Raw genomic sequence first — 14,923 nt, forward strand, 5'->3', positions numbered from 1 at the left:
CACTGTTTACTCGACCTCGCCGAAGTCCGAAGCGTTCCGAAGGGTTTCGGCCGTCATTGCTTGTGGCGTGTCACAGCTTTGTCGCGCAGGGACTTGTCACAGTTCCGGCGAGTCGGCGACCGTGTCGCGTGAGATGAGCCACACTGATGCGAGCTCTACAGCCTGACTCGGGGAAGTTCTTACTGGGCGGTAAGCTCCTGTGTCGGAGCGGACACGTGCATGGGTTACAGTGACGCAACCCACATCTGGGTCGATGTGTACGAATTGTGGAGGTCAGCGTGGGAGTCGAGGTTTCGGTCGAAGGATTGACCAAGTCTTTCGGTGTACAGAAGATTTGGCAGGACGTGACATTGACGCTGCCGAAGGGTGAAGTCAGTGCTCTCCTCGGTCCGTCCGGTACCGGTAAGTCGGTCTTCCTGAAGTCGCTGATCGGTCTGCTGCGTCCCGAACAGGGCAAGATCTTCATCGACGGAACCGACATCCTGCAGTGCTCCTCGCGTGAGCTCTACGAGATCCGCAAGCTCTTCGGGGTGCTGTTCCAGGACGGTGCCCTCTTCGGGTCGATGAACCTCTACGACAATGTCGCGTTCCCGCTCCGCGAGCACACGAAGAAGTCCGAGTCCGACATCCGCAAGATCGTCATGGAGAAGTTGGAACTGACGGGTCTGCTCGGTGCCGAGGACAAGCTGCCCGGCGAGATTTCCGGCGGTATGCGCAAGCGCGCCGGACTCGCCCGCGCTCTGGTTCTCGATCCCGAGATCATCCTGGTCGACGAGCCGGACTCCGGCCTCGATCCCGTTCGTACCACCTACATTTCGCAGACCCTGATCGACATCAACGCCGAGATCGACGCCACGATCCTGATCGTGTCGCACAATATCAACCTCGCTCGGACGGTGCCCGACAACATCGGCATGCTCTTCCGTCGCCAGCTGGTCATGTTCGGCCCGCGTGAGGTGCTGCTGACGAGCGACGAGCCGGTGGTCAAGCAGTTCCTCAACGGAACGATGATCGGTCCGATCGGCATGTCGGAGGAGAAGGACGAGGCGCAGATGGCGCAGGAGCAGGCCATGGTCGACGCCGGGCACCACGCCGGTGGCGTCGACGACGTCGAAGGGATCGTCCCGCAGATGAAAGCCACCCCGGGTACTCCGGTGCGCCAAGCCGTCGGACGCAGGCAGGAACGCGTCCGCCAGATCATGCACACGCTGCCGCACAGTGCGCAGGTCGCGATCCAGGAAAGTCTCGACACCACCGACCCCGGTCAGCGGTACCCCGCGTACGCGGACCAGCAGCAGGGCTACGACCAGCAGGGCTACGACCAGCAGGGCTACGACCAGCAAGGTTACGACCAGCAGGGCTATGGCCAGCAAGGTTACGACCAGCAGGGTTACCGCGGGCAAAGTCATGACCAGCCGGGCTATCAAGCTCCGACACAGGGTCGGGGTCAATAGCAGACATGGGGGGATCGAAGAAGTCCGCGTTCGCTCCGGCGAATGCCGCGCTGGCTCAAGCCGGCAATATCGTCGAACTGTTCGTCGAGGTGGTTCGGAACACCTTCCGTAGGCCGTTCCAGTTCCGTGAATTCATCGAGCAGGCCTGGTTCATCGCCAGCGTCACGATTCTGCCGACGGCGCTCGTAGCGATTCCGTTCGGCGCGGTCGTGTCGCTGCAGACCGGATCGCTCATCAAGCAGCTCGGCGCCGAGTCGTTCACCGGCGCGGCCAGCGTGCTCGCGGTCATTCAGCAGGGCAGTCCGATCGTGACCGCGCTGCTGGTGGCCGGTGCCGCCGGTTCTGCTGTCACGGCCGACCTCGGCTCGCGCACCATTCGCGAGGAGATCGACGCCATGCGGGTGCTGGGCATCGACCCGGTGCATCGTCTCGTCGTTCCGCGAGTGCTCGCGATGATCCTCGTCGCGCTGTTGCTCAACGGTCTGGTCTCGGTCGTCGGCATCGCCGGCGGTTACTTCTTCAACGTGATCCTCCAGGGCGGTACCCCCGGTGCGTACCTGGCATCCTTCGGGGCGCTGGCGCAGCTCCCGGATCTTTATGTCGCAGAAGCCAAAGCGGCGATCTTCGGACTCATCGCGGGCATCATCGCCTCCTACAAGGGGCTCAATCCCAATCCCGGACCGAAGGGCGTCGGCGAGGCAGTGAACCAGACGGTTGTCATCACGTTCCTGCTGCTCTTCTTCGCCAACCTCATCCTGACCCTGGTGTATCTCCAGGTCGTCCCAGCGAAGGGAGCGTAACCGCGATGACGATCGCAAGAGGTCGCGGTGACCGCACGCTGATGCGCGTCAAGCGCGTCGGCAATGCCCCGCTCAACGTGCTCGACCGTGCAGGCGAGCAGATGTCGTTCTACCTGCGGGCCATCGGGTGGATTCCCAAGACCGCGGTGCACTACAAGAAGGAGGTGCTCCGCCTGCTGGCGGAGGTCACCTTCGGCAGCGGTGCGCTCGCCGTCATCGGCGGAACCATCGGAGTGATCGTGATGATGTCCGGCTTCACCGGCATCGTCGTCGGTCTGCAGGGCTACGCCGCACTCGAGCAGCTCGGTAGCTCTGTGCTCACCGGCTTCCTGTCCGCGTACGTCAACACCCGTGAAATCGCGCCGATCGTCGCAGGACTGGCACTGTCGGCCACCGTCGGCTGTGGCTTCACGGCCCAGCTCGGTGCCATGCGGATCTCGGAGGAGATCGATGCCCTCGAGGTGATGGCAGTACCCAGCGTGCCGTTCCTGGTGACCACCCGCATGATCGCCGGCTTCGTGGCCGTCATTCCGCTCTACATCGTCGGACTGCTGGCGTCGTACGTCGCGTCCCGAGGGATCAGCACCATCTTCAACGGGCAGTCCACGGGGTCCTACGACCACTACTTCAACCTCTTCCTACCTCCGGAAGACGTGCTGTATTCGTTCCTGAAGGTGCTGATATTCGCCTTCGTTCTGATCATGATCCACTGCTATTACGGCTACCACGCCTCCGGCGGACCTGCCGGCGTCGGTGTGGCCGTAGGCCGTGCCGTTCGTACCGCGATCGTCACGATCGCGGTGCTGGACTTCTTCTTGAGCCTCGCCATCTGGGGCACGACCACCACAGTGAGGGTTGCGGGATGATCGACTCGCCGTCGCGACTGAAGCGAGTACTGCTCGGTTTGGCGTTCTTCCTGGTGCTCATCCTGTTCTTGGGATGGAGCATCACGTCCTACAACAAGACGTTCAAGTCGGTGGTGAACGTCAGCCTCGAAACCGACTCGGTCGGAAACGCTCTGCCGATGAACGCGGATGTCAAGGTGCGCGGAATGATCGTCGGTGAGGTGCGCTCGGCGTCCACCGTCGACGGTGTGGTCACCTCTCGGCTCGCCATCGACCCGGACAAGGCTCCATTGATTCCGTCCAACGTGACGGCGCGGTTGCTTCCCAAGACACTGTTCGGTGAGCGCTACGTCGCGCTGATCGTGCCCGAGACCGACTCTGCGTCGCCGATCACCGAGGGCACGGTCCTTCAGCAGGACACCAGTGGGAACGCCATCGAGGTCGGGCAATTGCTCGACGGCTTGCTTCCACTGCTGCAGGCGATTCCGCCGCAGGATCTGGCGAACACCCTCGGATCTTTGGCGCAGGGCCTCAGCGGGCGCGGCGAGCAGCTCGGGACGACGATCGACAATCTGACCAACATCGTGTCGGGTCTGAACACGGAGTTGCCGAACATCCAGCAGACCCTGGTCGGGCTCGCCGACTTCTCGCAGACCTACGCTGACGCTGCGCCCGAGTTGATCTCGGCGCTGGACAACCTGCGGACGACGGGCAACACCGTGGTCGAGCGGCAGTCCAGCCTCGAAACGCTGTACGGCTCGCTGACCTCGGCGTCCTACACAACCGCGGACTTCCTACAGACCAACTCCGAGAACCTGATCGGATTGGCCGCGAACTCTCGTGAAGCGCTCGAGCTGCTTGCCGAGTTCTCCCCGACGTTCGGCTGCACGTTCAGCCAGTTCGCCGAAGGTGCCAGGCGCGGCGCGGTCGTTCTCGGCGAGGGCGACGAGTACCCCGGCATCAACGTGTCTGCATCGTTCGTCAACCCGAAGGGCCGTTACTTGCCGAACCAGGACGAGCCGCGCTTGTTCGACGACCGCGGAGCCACGTGCTTCGAGCCTGCAGCACCGGGCGAGTTCTTTCCGCAGTATCCGGGCGGTTCGATCAACGACGGTTCCTACCAGGTGCCGACCCGCAACCCGGGCCCGCAGGTGATCGAAGGACAGGGACCACCGAAGTCGGCTCAGAGCTCCATCGTTCCCGCCGTCTCCGCATCCGCGCAGCCGGCGAGCTACGAGGGCTCGGACTTCGAGCGTGACACTCTCGCCGTGATCTACGGACAGGCGAGTGGTGTTGCACCAGAAAGTATTCCGTCGTGGGCAGCCGCTATCGGCGCACCGGCACTGAGAGGAGTGGAGGTGACCGTGCCATGAGAGGCCTTCTCGCGCCGATCATCAAGTTGGTCGTGTTCGCCGTGATCACGATCATTGCTACGGCCACCCTTGCCTTCACCATCGCCAATTCCAGTGGCGGCGGGGGCACCAAGTTCTCCGCGGTGTTCACCGACGTCACCTCACTCAACGAGGGCGACGAGATTCGGATCGCGGGCGTTCGCGTCGGCCAGGTCGACAAAATCGAAATCGCCAACGAGCGCGAAGCGAAAGTGGACTTCACACTGAGCAGTCGCGAGTGGCTCCCGGCCAGCTCGACGGCGACCATCCGGTTCCGGAACCTGGTGGGCCAGCGCTACATCGCCATCGAGCAGGGCTCGGGGGACCAGGGCCAGAAGATCAACGAAGGTGCCACCATTCCGTTGGAGCGGACCAAGCCTGCGGTGAATCTGACCACGCTGTTCGACGGCTTCCGGCCGCTGTTCACCACGCTCAGCGCCGACGACGTCAACAAGCTGTCCTACCAGATCATTCAGGTGTTCCAGGGGGAGTCGGGCACCATCAACGAACTGGTCACCAACACGGCGACCCTGACGAACACCGTCGCCGACAAGGATCAGGTCATCGGCCAGGTCATCACCAACCTCAACAACGTGCTGGCGACGGTCAACCAGAACGACGGTCAGCTCGACAGCTTGATCGTCAACACGCAGCAGCTCGTCTCGGGCCTGTCGGCCGACCGCGACGTGGTCGGCTCCGCCGTCACCTCGCTAGCCGGTCTGACGAACGCCACCGCAGACCTGCTCGAGCCGACTCGGCCGTCGATCCAGGGATCGGTGACCGCGTTGAACACGCTGACCGAGACCATCAACCGCCGAAGCGACGACGTGGACAAGGTCCTCGGCATTCTGCCCGTCAAACTCGACAAGCTCATTCGCACGGCCCAGCAGGGATCTTGGTTCACGTTCTACCTCTGCGGCATCGACATCGTTGCCGGACCGGGGTATTCGCCGAACCTGAACTTGCCGACCGGGCTTCCGACCGTAAACCAGCCGCTGTACACGAACTCGGCAGAGCGTTGCAAAGCTGGGGGGATCAAACAATGAAATCTCGTCGTAGTCCGGCCACCATCGGTGCACTGGGCATTGCGATCATCCTGCTGGCCACGATGTCGGTCTTCTTTCTCGACCGGCTCCCGATCATCGGTGCTGGTTCGGTGTACACCGCCGAGTTCAGCGAGGCCGCAGGCCTCAAGCCCTCCAACGAGGTTCGCATCGCCGGCGTCAAGGTGGGCAAGGTGACCGACGTTCGTCTCGAAGGCGACCGGGTGCTCGTGGACTTCACGGTGAAGGACGCCTGGGTCGGCAACGAGTCACGGGCCGCCATCGCGATCAAGACCCTGCTGGGGCAGAAGTATCTGGCGCTCGACCCGAGCGGACCGGAGACACTGAGCCCCAAGGACCCGATCCCGCTCGAGCGCACCACGTCTCCGTACGACGTCATCGACGCGTTTTCCGATGCGGCGTCGACCATCAACGACATCGACACCGATCAGCTCGCAACCAGTATGCGGACCTTGTCCGAGGCGTTTTCCGAGACACCTGCGAACATCCGTGCCTCGCTCGACGGCGTCACCCGGTTGTCACAGACCGTGGCCAGCCGCGACGAGGAGCTCAAGAAACTGTTCGAGGCCACCGGTGAGACGTCGAAGGTGCTTGCCGACCGCAACGAGGAGTTCAACAAGCTGATCACCGACGCCGGCCCGCTGCTCGAAGAGCTCAACAATCGACAGCAGGCCATTGCACAGCTGCTCACCGGCACTCAGCGAGTGTCTCAGGAGCTGACCGGTCTGGTTCGCGACAACGAGGCGACCATCAACCCGATGTTGCAGCAGCTCAACGGCGTCATCGACATCCTGCAGCGCAACAACGACAACCTCGACCGTGCGCTGAAGCTGTACGAACCGTTCATTCGGCTGTACACGAACGTGACCGGCAACGGTCGATGGCTCGATATCGTGCTGGCCAACATCACACCTCCCGGAGTTCCGTTGATACCTGGCTACCGCCAGCCCTCGCTCGACACGTTGGCGGGGAACTGATGACTGACACGCAGGCAGCACCGAAAAACAAGAACAAGCTCGCTCTGATCGCCGTCGTCGTGATCGTGGCGCTGGTCCTGGCCGTCGCCGGCTGGTGGTTGTTCACCAGGGCCGGCACGACCAAGATCACCGCGTACTTCGACAAGTCGATCGGCATCTACTCCGGCTCCGAGGTACGGGTGCTGGGCGTCAAGGTCGGTACGGTCGAGTCCGTCACGCCACTCGGTGACGACGTCGAGGTCGTCCTTCGCGTCGACCGCGGGGTGGACATCCCGACGGACGCCAAGGCCGTGCAGGTCAGCCCGTCGCTCGTCGCCGATCGCTACGTCCAGCTCTCGCCCGTCTACACCGGCGGCGACACCATGGCCGACGGCACGACGATCGGTCGCGATCGCACCGCCACACCCGTCGAGGTCGACGAGCTGTACAAGTCCATCAACGACCTGTCGACCGCCCTCGGTCCAGACGGTGCGAACAAGGACGGCGCACTCACCGACCTCGTCAACACCGGTGCGGCGAATCTCGACGGCAATGGTGAAGCATTGGGCGACAGCATCACTGCGCTTTCGGCCGCCGGCCGCACGTTGAGCGACTCGCGCACCGACGTCTTCGACACGATCAAGAACCTGCAGACCTTCGTCAGTGCCTTGGCCGTCAACGATCAGCAGGTACGCAACTTCAACACTCAGTTGGCCGACCTGACCGGTTTCCTGTCGGGCCAGCGGGAGGATCTGGGAGCGGCGCTTCAACAGCTCTCTGTCTCGCTCGGCGACGTTGCGACGTTCGTCGCGGACAACCGGACCGAACTGACCGATGCCGCAAACGGTCTCGTGGTTCCGACTCAGACGCTCGCCGACAATCGCGAGCAGCTGGTGCAAACGCTCACGTTGTTGCCGTTGGCCATCAGCAACCTGGTGAACGCCTACGACGCCGAGTCCGGCACGCTCGCCTCGCGCGCCAATCTCCAGGATGAGACCCAGGATCCGCTCGGCACCGTCTGCCGGCTCCTCGATCTCGGCAAGCTGGTTCCCGGTGATCCGCGCTTCGAGGCCCTCGGTGCGCAGATTCAGCCGATCATCGATCAGTGCGCCAACATCACCACCATGATCCAGGCACCGATCGCCGACCAGAACCGGATCGTGCTGCCGTTCGGTGTTCTCACCAACGACATCGAGCAGAACGTATCCGTGCCGGGCACCGTGCCGGGCGTGCCGTCGGAGAGACTGGGATCCACCGACCAACCCGGTTTCGATCGGTCGATAGTCGGAGGCGGTCAGTGATGTTCTCTGCCAACAGGAATCGAGCTCGCGTGAAGCGTACGTTGGTCGTCGGAGCCGGAGCGTGTGTGGTCGCGCTGTCGGCCGGAGCGTGCTCGTCGGCCGGCATCTACGCCGTACCGCTTCCCGGCGGTGCCGATGTCGGTGACAACCCGTTCAACCTGACGGTGCAGTTCGACGACGTGCTCGACCTTGTCCCGCAGTCGACCGTCAAGGTCGACGGTGTGGCAGTAGGGCGAGTCGCGTCGATCTCCGTCCCGAACGAGGGGTGGACGGCCGATGTCGACGTCATCCTCAACTCGGAGGTGGACCTGCCTGCCAATGCGATCGCATCGGTGCAGCAGACGAACCTGCTCGGTGAGAAGTTCGTGCAGCTTTCGGCACCTCCCGGTGACGAGGCAGCAGCGCGGCTGCAGGACGGCGCCACCATCCCGCTCGATCGCACCCGCCACGCGACCGACATCGAGCAGGTACTCGGTGCGCTGTCGCTGCTGCTCAACGGTGGCGGCGTCGGGCAGCTCTCGCCGATCATCAAGGAACTGAGCACGGCGTTCGACGGTCGCGAAGGCAAGACCAAAGAGCTTCTGCAGCAGGCGAACACGTTGATCGACGGCCTCAACCAGCAGCGTGACGACATCACCCGCGCCATCGATGGTCTCGACACTCTCAGCGGCCGCGTCAACACGCAGACCGACAAGATCGACGCAGTGCTGAAGGACCTGCCGATCGCCACCGAGGTTCTCGAGCAGCAGCGTCCGCAGCTGACCGAGATGCTCGGAGCGCTCGACCGCCTCGGAGCCGTCGGCACCGACGTCATCGACCGTTCCAAGGACGATCTGATCGCGGACCTGCGGGCCCTACGCCCGACGCTCCAGGCCTTGGCAGATTCTGCGGACGACGTGGTGACTTCGCTATCGGTTATTCCCACGCTGCCCTTCGCCGACGGCACCGAGAAGGTCATCGAGGGCAACTCCGCCAACCTGTTCCTTTCACTCGACCTGTCGATCGGAACTGCCCTGCGCAACTTCGGCGTCGGTGAAGGCGATCCGGTCTACGTCCAGCCCAAGTACGGCAACACGCTGCCGGTGGTCGACCCGTCGAATCCGTACTACAACGGAAACGGACCTCGGCCGGGTTGGCCGACGATCTCACTGCTGCCGTTGCCGCCGATCATCCCGTCACCGGTTCCCGGCCCGGGTGCACCTGCGAACGAGCAGGCAGCCGCAGCCGCAGCCGCCGCGCCCGCGCCGTTCGATCCGTTGGCACCGTTGAACGATCTGCTCGAGCGATTCGGAGTTGGACAGTGAGATCGAAACTTGTTCGCTTTCAGTTGGTCGCGTTCGTCGTGGTCGCCGTCCTGGGGTTGATCTATGTCGGCGGTAAGTACGTGCGGCTGGACAACATGCTCGGCTTCGGGCAGTACCAGGTCGATCTGAACCTCGCCGATTCCGGTGGCATCTTCTCCAACGCCGAGGTCACCTACCGAGGTGTTCCGGTGGGAACCGTCGGAAATCTGGAACTGACACAGGACGGCGTCCGGGTCGCGCTCATGCTCGACAACGGTGGGCCCGACATCCCGGCCGGCACCAAGGCCGTCGTGGCCAACCGGTCTGCGATCGGTGAGCAGTACGTCGACTTGCAGCCCGAGACCGATCAGGGCCCGTTCCTGGTCGACGGTTCGCAGATCGCGCAGGCCGACACCACCACGCCCGTGCCGGTGGAGGATGTCCTCGCCAACACGAACACGCTGGTCCGGTCGGTGCCTCTCGACACGCTCACGCGGGTCGTCAACGAGCTCGGTGTTGCATTCGACGGTAAGGGCACAGATCTTGCGTCTCTCGTCGATTCGCTCGGGAACATCTCCGAGGCAGGCAACGAGGCGCTGCCGCAGACGCTTGCGCTGGTACGCGACGCGGTGCCGGTGCTCAACACGCAGTCCGAGCAATCGGATCTGATTCGTGAGTTCAGCACCAGCTTGGATGAGGTGACGGCTCAGTTGAAGTCCAGCGATCCCGACATCCGCCGCCTGATCGATACCGGTACCGCGGCGGGCGATCAGCTCGGTGGGCTCATCACCGATGCCGGTCCGGCGCTGACCACCGATATCAACAACCTTGCGCTGGTTGCGGCTCAGGCCCAACCGCGGTACGTCGCGCTTCGTCCGTTCCTGACGTTCCTGCCTGCCCTCGGTGCGGGCATCTCCACTATCGTTCCGGGCGACGGCACGATCCATCAGGGTCTGCTGCTCGAGGTCAACAACCCGCCGCCCTGCACGGTGGGCTACGAGGGCAGTCAGGCGATCCTCGACGAGGAGAAGCGGAAGAACCCGAACTTCGATCCGACTCGGGAGAACTACCCCCTGAACCTCGACGCGAACTGCGCTACACCGCAGGGCAGCGTGACGGGTGTACGTAGCGCGAACCGCATCGTGTTCGCCGATCCGGACGTGCCGCAGCCGTGGGACCTCAAGCCCAAGGTCGATCCGGAGAAGCTCAACCTCAACCCCATCGCCACCCAGTTGGCACCGCTGATCGGCGTCACGCCGAAGTAGTGGAATCGGTGGAACTGCTGCTCAGCACTATCGTCGGTCCGAGAGTGGTTCGGCCGGATATTACCGAGTAGTAGGGTGGAAAGTGTGAACTCGAGCACCGAAGCCCTGGAGTCCCCAGCGACTCCAGGGCGCAACAAGACCGCGAAAATCCTGTTGGCCGTCGTCACGGTGATAGCCGTTGCCGCTCTCGCAGCGGCAGTGTTCTTCGGGTACGGCTGGGGCAGCGCGCTACTGAGCCAGAAGCCCACTGCGGACACCAGGGACGCGGCGCTCACCGGAGCTCAGCAGGCCGCCGTCAACCTCAACACGGTCGACGCGGCAGCTATCGATCAGTCGTTCGACAACATGAAGTCGTCCATCACCGGCGACCTGATGCTCAACGACCTCGAGCAGACGCGCTCGGGCATCACCGATCAGGTTCGTCAGTCCGGTGCCAAGAGCGAGGCCGAGGTGTTGCACGGCACGCTGACGGAGCTGAGCACGGACGAGAACACTGCCACCGCTCTGGTGGTCATCGCGACAACCACCACCTGGCCCGATCGCGTCGAGCGAAGCAAGCTGACGATGCGTCTGGCCATGGAGGAGGTCGACGGGGTGTGGAGGACCAACAAGGTCGACCCCATCGGTTCACGGATCTCGCTCGACAATCCCGCCACCAACCCCGTCATCCCGACCGAACCGGGCGGCCCCGCCGACCCGAATGCGGCCGACCCCAGTGCGGAAGCGACGCCGGCTCCCCAGCCGGACACCGGCGGCAACTGAGATACCCGGCAGTGGTGCTTTCCGTCTGTACCGAAGTGAGTTTCGAAGGAGTTCTGTAGTGCCTCCCCAGCGTCGCAAGATCGTTCCACCCACCACCACCAGCAAAGTTCGCCGCAAGGTGGCCGGCACCGGGAAGCCGACTGCTGCCAGCTCCGACACGGATTCGACGGGTGCCGAGGGGTCCGCTGCGACCGAGACGCCGGCGATCACCACGACGCCGCCCACCGAGCCTGTGGCCGACAAGCCTGCGCTCGACAAGCCTGCTGTCGGCAAGCCTGTGATCGGCAAGCCTGTGCTCGACAAGCCTGCTGTCGGCAAGCCTGTGCTCGACAAGCCCGCTCCCGATTCCGCGTCGACCGACTCGTCCGCCGCGTCGGCGTCGGGGATCGGCTACAAGCACGTGATCGTCGTTGCGGTCATTGCAGTCGTGCTCGGCGCGTTTGCTGCCATTGCCGCGTTCAAGCCGTTCGCCACGATCGACAATGCGGCCTGGGTGGATTCCGCGGCGACTCAGGAAGTCACCTCGGCCGCGACCGATGCGCTGCAGACGCTGTACACGTACAAGGCCGCCACGATCGATGCCGATTTCGATGCCGCACGTGCGGTGCTCAATCAGTCGATGCTCGACGAGTTCAACTCCACCGCCGACACCACCAAATCTGCTGTGGTGCAGACGGATACGGGAACCGAAGCCATGGTCACCGATATCGGAGTCTCGCGGCTGGAGGACGGCATGGCGGAACTGATCGCCAACGTGAACATCAGCGCCACGCAGAACGGTGTCGCCTCGGGCAGTGCCGAGGGCCCGTTGACGGTGAACATGGAGAAGGTCGACGGCACCTGGAAGCTGTCGGCCATCGACGATCAGTAGTAGCCCAGCCAGCACTCGATCCGGCCCCGTTCGACGCAGACGCCCTGCTCGGACGGGGCTTTTTCGTGTGCTTTTCGGACATCTGTGACCCGCCTGCCACCGAGTTACCATCGCGATTGCGTCCTGGCTTGGGACGAGCCCTGGTTGTTCGGGACAACCATTCTCAGCTCGACAGCCAGGGGTGGATCCGATGAAAACGGAGCGTGCTGGTCATGACTGACACAACTATCGAATATTCCGTGCTGGAATCCAGGTCCGGTCGATCGGGCTTTGCCGAGCACGTCAACCCCGAGCTGTATCGGCTGTTGTCTGCGCTGAATCTGGATCGAGAGTACGTCCGGGGCGACGGGACCGTCTTGTTCGACTCGTCGGGCCGACGTTATCTCGACTTCGCGGGGGCGTACGGTGCCCTTCCGTTCGGGCACGGTCCGACGCCGATTTGGCAGGCGGTCAACGACGTTCGCTGCAGCGGGGAGGCGATTTTCGTGCAGCCGTCGGTGCTGAGCGCGGCCGGTGAACTGGCAGATCGGTTGGGGCGCATCGCACCCGACGGATTGACGCGAGCGACGTTCGTCAACAGTGGTACCGAGGCGACCGAGGTGGCGCTCAAGATCGCGCGAGCACACACCGGCCGGCTGGGTGTGTTGACCACCGGTAACAGTTTCCACGGCAAGACTCTCGGCGCTCTGTCTGCGACGGGAAACATCAAGTACCAGAGCGGTTTCGGTGCGCCGGTCGAGGGATTCGATCACATCGAGTTCGGTGATTCGGACGCGCTCGACGCGGCCCTGGCGGCGGCACCCGGGCACTACGCGGTATTTCTGGTGGAGCCGATTCAGGGTGAGGGCGGAGTGGTGTGTCCCCCCGATGGGTACCTGCGCCGCGTGCGGGAGATCTGTGATCGGCACGGGGTGCTGATGGCTCTCGACGAGGTGCAGACCGGGCTCGGCCGGACCGGCAGGATGTTCGCGGCGGAGCACGAGGGTGTGGTGCCGGACATTCTGACCGTCGCCAAGGCGCTCGGTGGCGGCATCGTGCCGGTGGGTGCGGTGTTGTGTGCGCCGAGGCTCGTGAACGAGAGTTTCGCGCTGCGCCACACGTCGACCTTCGCGGGGAACGCGTTGGCTGCACGGGTGGGTGTCGCGGTTCTCGACGAGTTGACTCGGGACGATTGCGCGGTGGTGGAGAATGCTGCCGTTCTCGGTCGGCAGTTGAAGAACGATCTGAGCGCGCTGGCCGAGAAGTATCCGTCGGTGGTCACCGAGGTGCGCGGTCGCGGACTGTTGCTGGGCATGGAACTCACCGCGGACGTGAACTTCGTCGGGCGCCAGTCGTTGCTGGGATCGATTGCCGATCAACACAATCTGGCGGTGGTGATCTGCTCGTACCTGCTCAACGTCGAGGGGATTCGAGTGGCTCCGACTCTGTTCGGTAACAGGGTGATTCGGATCGAGCCGCCGCTGACGGTCTCGGCGGTGCAGTGCTCGCGTCTGGTCGCAGCAATGGATCGGGCCTTGGGTTGTGCGGCGGTGGGGGACATGGACGGATTGTTCGGGCATCTGTTGGGCCGTCCCACCGTCGCCACTCCGCCCGCACTCGCGGCGTTGCGCCCGGGTCGGACGCCCGATATCGCTGTGCGGCCGACCGATCGACGCTTCGCGTTCATCGCGCATCCTCTCGATCTCGGGTTCTTCGCGGCGTTCGATCCGGCACTCGAGGTGTTCGACCACGGCGAGCGGCAGGATCTGCTCGAGCGGTTCGCGGCGTCGACGTCCGAGCTCGAACCCGCGTCGTTCGTCATCGGCAGTGGCCGGGTCGTCGGGGGAGGGGGCGCGACGGCACACGGTGACCTGATCGGGCTGCCCTACACCTCGGAGCAGTTGCTGCATCTGCCGACCGAGCAGGCGCTGCGGGTGGTGGGCGGTGCCGTCGAACTCGCGATCTCGCGCGGTGCGACGGTAATCGGGTTGGGCGGCTATTCCTCGGTGATCACCGGGAACGGGTTGGGTCTCGGTGCAACGTCTCGGCCGATCACCACCGGCAACACGTTCACCGCCGCGGCGAGTCTGCGAGCTGTTCGACGCGTGTGCCGCGAACGCGGAATCGACGTCGCGCAGGCCAGGGTGACGATTCTCGGTGCTGCCGGGGCCATCGGGCGGACGATCGGCAAGCAGTTGGCCGGCGAGGTCGGCAGTATCGCTCTGGTCGGTCGGCAGGGTGAGAGCTCGGTCATCGCGCCGAAGTTGTGGGCGGCGGCGCAGGAGATGGTGGCGTGTGCGACGGCCGGATGCGGCTCGGGGTATCTCGCCGGTGCTGCGCTCGAGGTGCATGGTGACGTGGATGATCTGATCAGGTCACGCCACCTCGAGTTCTTCACCGATCCCGTTGCTGCGGTGAAGGATTCGTTGATCGTGATTGCGGCCACGTCGGCACCGCACGCACTGATCGACCCGACCGATCTGATGGACGGCGCCATCGTCTGCGATGTTGCGCAGCCGCCGAATATCGGCCGCGATGTGCGGGGTGAGCGGCCGGACGTGACGGTGTTCGACGGCGGCATCGTGCGGGTGCCATCGGGTTCGGATTTCGGTTTGACCTACGGGTTGGCTCCGGGCCTGACGTATGCCTGCATGGCCGAGACGATGCTGATCGCGTTGTCGGGTGAGTTCGATCTCCGCAGCATCGGCACCACTCTGGACGGAGACAGCGTCGAACGGTTGGGAGAGCTGGCCGACGTCCACGGTTTCGCGCTCGCCGAGGCCACCCGATGGCGCGAGGGCAGTCAGTAGTCGGCTCGGTCAGTAGTCGGCTGGGGCCGGAGTTCCCGGAAGTTCGTGGACTCCGGCCCCGTCCTGCCCGGCCCCGTCCTGCCCGGTGGACGTCGATAGGGGAGGGGTGGGATGCCACCACCAGTTCGCGTTTCCCATCAGC

At 64.1% G+C, this 14,923-nt stretch carries 12 protein-coding genes; all 12 read left to right on the forward strand.

Annotated elements, in window-relative coordinates; translation table 11 throughout:
* The first annotated feature begins 278 nt into the window (after positions 1 to 278).
* The 12 genes from QM797_RS17720 (at position 279) to QM797_RS17775 (ending at position 14,781) form a co-directional block, all read left to right on the forward strand.
* Positions 279 to 1,454, forward strand: coding sequence for an ABC transporter ATP-binding protein (locus tag QM797_RS17720; RefSeq protein ID WP_283276986.1), 1,176 nt, complete (start codon positions 279 to 281; stop codon positions 1,452 to 1,454).
* A gap of 5 nt (positions 1,455 to 1,459) precedes the next feature.
* Entirely contained in the window at positions 1,460 to 2,254 is a 795-nt protein-coding gene (locus tag QM797_RS17725) for an MlaE family ABC transporter permease (RefSeq protein WP_283276987.1), read from the forward strand.
* A 5-nt stretch (positions 2,255 to 2,259) separates the two neighbouring features.
* Positions 2,260 to 3,120, forward strand: a complete 861-nt coding sequence (locus QM797_RS17730) for an MlaE family ABC transporter permease (protein ID WP_027498223.1) — start codon at positions 2,260 to 2,262, stop codon at positions 3,118 to 3,120.
* Positions 3,117 to 4,472: an MCE family protein gene (locus QM797_RS17735; protein ID WP_283276989.1), complete on the forward strand. Its 1,356-nt coding sequence runs from the start codon at positions 3,117 to 3,119 to the stop codon at positions 4,470 to 4,472. The genes QM797_RS17730 and QM797_RS17735 overlap by 4 nt, the downstream gene beginning before the upstream one ends.
* Positions 4,469 to 5,536 carry an MCE family protein gene (locus tag QM797_RS17740; RefSeq protein WP_283276992.1) on the forward strand — a complete coding sequence of 356 codons (1,068 nt, stop codon included), beginning with the start codon at positions 4,469 to 4,471 and terminating at the stop codon, positions 5,534 to 5,536. Before QM797_RS17735 ends, QM797_RS17740 begins: the two co-directional genes overlap by 4 nt.
* Complete coding sequence (locus QM797_RS17745; protein ID WP_283276993.1) at positions 5,533 to 6,531, forward strand: MCE family protein; 999 nt, start codon at positions 5,533 to 5,535, stop codon at positions 6,529 to 6,531. The genes QM797_RS17740 and QM797_RS17745 overlap by 4 nt, the downstream gene beginning before the upstream one ends.
* A complete protein-coding gene (locus QM797_RS17750) occupies positions 6,531 to 7,811 on the forward strand; it encodes an MCE family protein (RefSeq protein ID WP_283276995.1) in 1,281 nt (426 codons plus the stop codon). The genes QM797_RS17745 and QM797_RS17750 overlap by 1 nt, the downstream gene beginning before the upstream one ends.
* A gap of 29 nt (positions 7,812 to 7,840) precedes the next feature.
* Positions 7,841 to 9,115, forward strand: coding sequence for an MCE family protein (locus QM797_RS17755; RefSeq protein WP_283276996.1), 1,275 nt, complete (start codon positions 7,841 to 7,843; stop codon positions 9,113 to 9,115).
* The gene (locus tag QM797_RS17760; protein ID WP_283276997.1) at positions 9,112 to 10,359 is read left to right on the forward strand and encodes an MCE family protein; all 1,248 of its coding nucleotides are present in this window, start codon (positions 9,112 to 9,114) and stop codon (positions 10,357 to 10,359) included. The genes QM797_RS17755 and QM797_RS17760 overlap by 4 nt, the downstream gene beginning before the upstream one ends.
* Positions 10,360 to 10,443: 84 nt before the next feature.
* On the forward strand, positions 10,444 to 11,121 hold the full coding sequence (locus tag QM797_RS17765) for a hypothetical protein (protein ID WP_283276998.1): 678 nt from the start codon (positions 10,444 to 10,446) through the stop codon (positions 11,119 to 11,121).
* 58 nt (positions 11,122 to 11,179) lie between these two features.
* Positions 11,180 to 11,992, forward strand: a complete 813-nt coding sequence (locus tag QM797_RS17770) for a hypothetical protein (protein ID WP_283276999.1) — start codon at positions 11,180 to 11,182, stop codon at positions 11,990 to 11,992.
* Between the two features lie 212 nt (positions 11,993 to 12,204).
* Positions 12,205 to 14,781 (forward strand): aminotransferase class III-fold pyridoxal phosphate-dependent enzyme, encoded by a 2,577-nt coding sequence (locus tag QM797_RS17775; protein WP_283277000.1) that lies wholly within the window; start codon positions 12,205 to 12,207, stop codon positions 14,779 to 14,781.
* Positions 14,782 to 14,923 lie beyond the last annotated feature (142 nt).

Source organism: Rhodococcus sp. IEGM 1381, from assembly GCF_030056795.1.
Classification (GTDB): Bacteria; Actinomycetota; Actinomycetes; order Mycobacteriales; family Mycobacteriaceae; genus Rhodococcoides.

Coding starts and splice junctions, on each gene's coding strand:
- QM797_RS17725 (WP_283276987.1), top strand. CDS start 1,460: ATGGGGGGATCGAAGAAGTCCGCGTTCGCTCCGGCGAATGCCGCGCTG.
- QM797_RS17730 (WP_027498223.1), top strand. CDS start 2,260: ATGACGATCGCAAGAGGTCGCGGTGACCGCACGCTGATGCGCGTCAAG.
- QM797_RS17735 (WP_283276989.1), top strand. CDS start 3,117: ATGATCGACTCGCCGTCGCGACTGAAGCGAGTACTGCTCGGTTTGGCG.
- QM797_RS17740 (WP_283276992.1), top strand. CDS start 4,469: ATGAGAGGCCTTCTCGCGCCGATCATCAAGTTGGTCGTGTTCGCCGTG.
- QM797_RS17745 (WP_283276993.1), top strand. CDS start 5,533: ATGAAATCTCGTCGTAGTCCGGCCACCATCGGTGCACTGGGCATTGCG.
- QM797_RS17750 (WP_283276995.1), top strand. CDS start 6,531: ATGACTGACACGCAGGCAGCACCGAAAAACAAGAACAAGCTCGCTCTG.
- QM797_RS17775 (WP_283277000.1), top strand. CDS start 12,205: ATGACTGACACAACTATCGAATATTCCGTGCTGGAATCCAGGTCCGGT.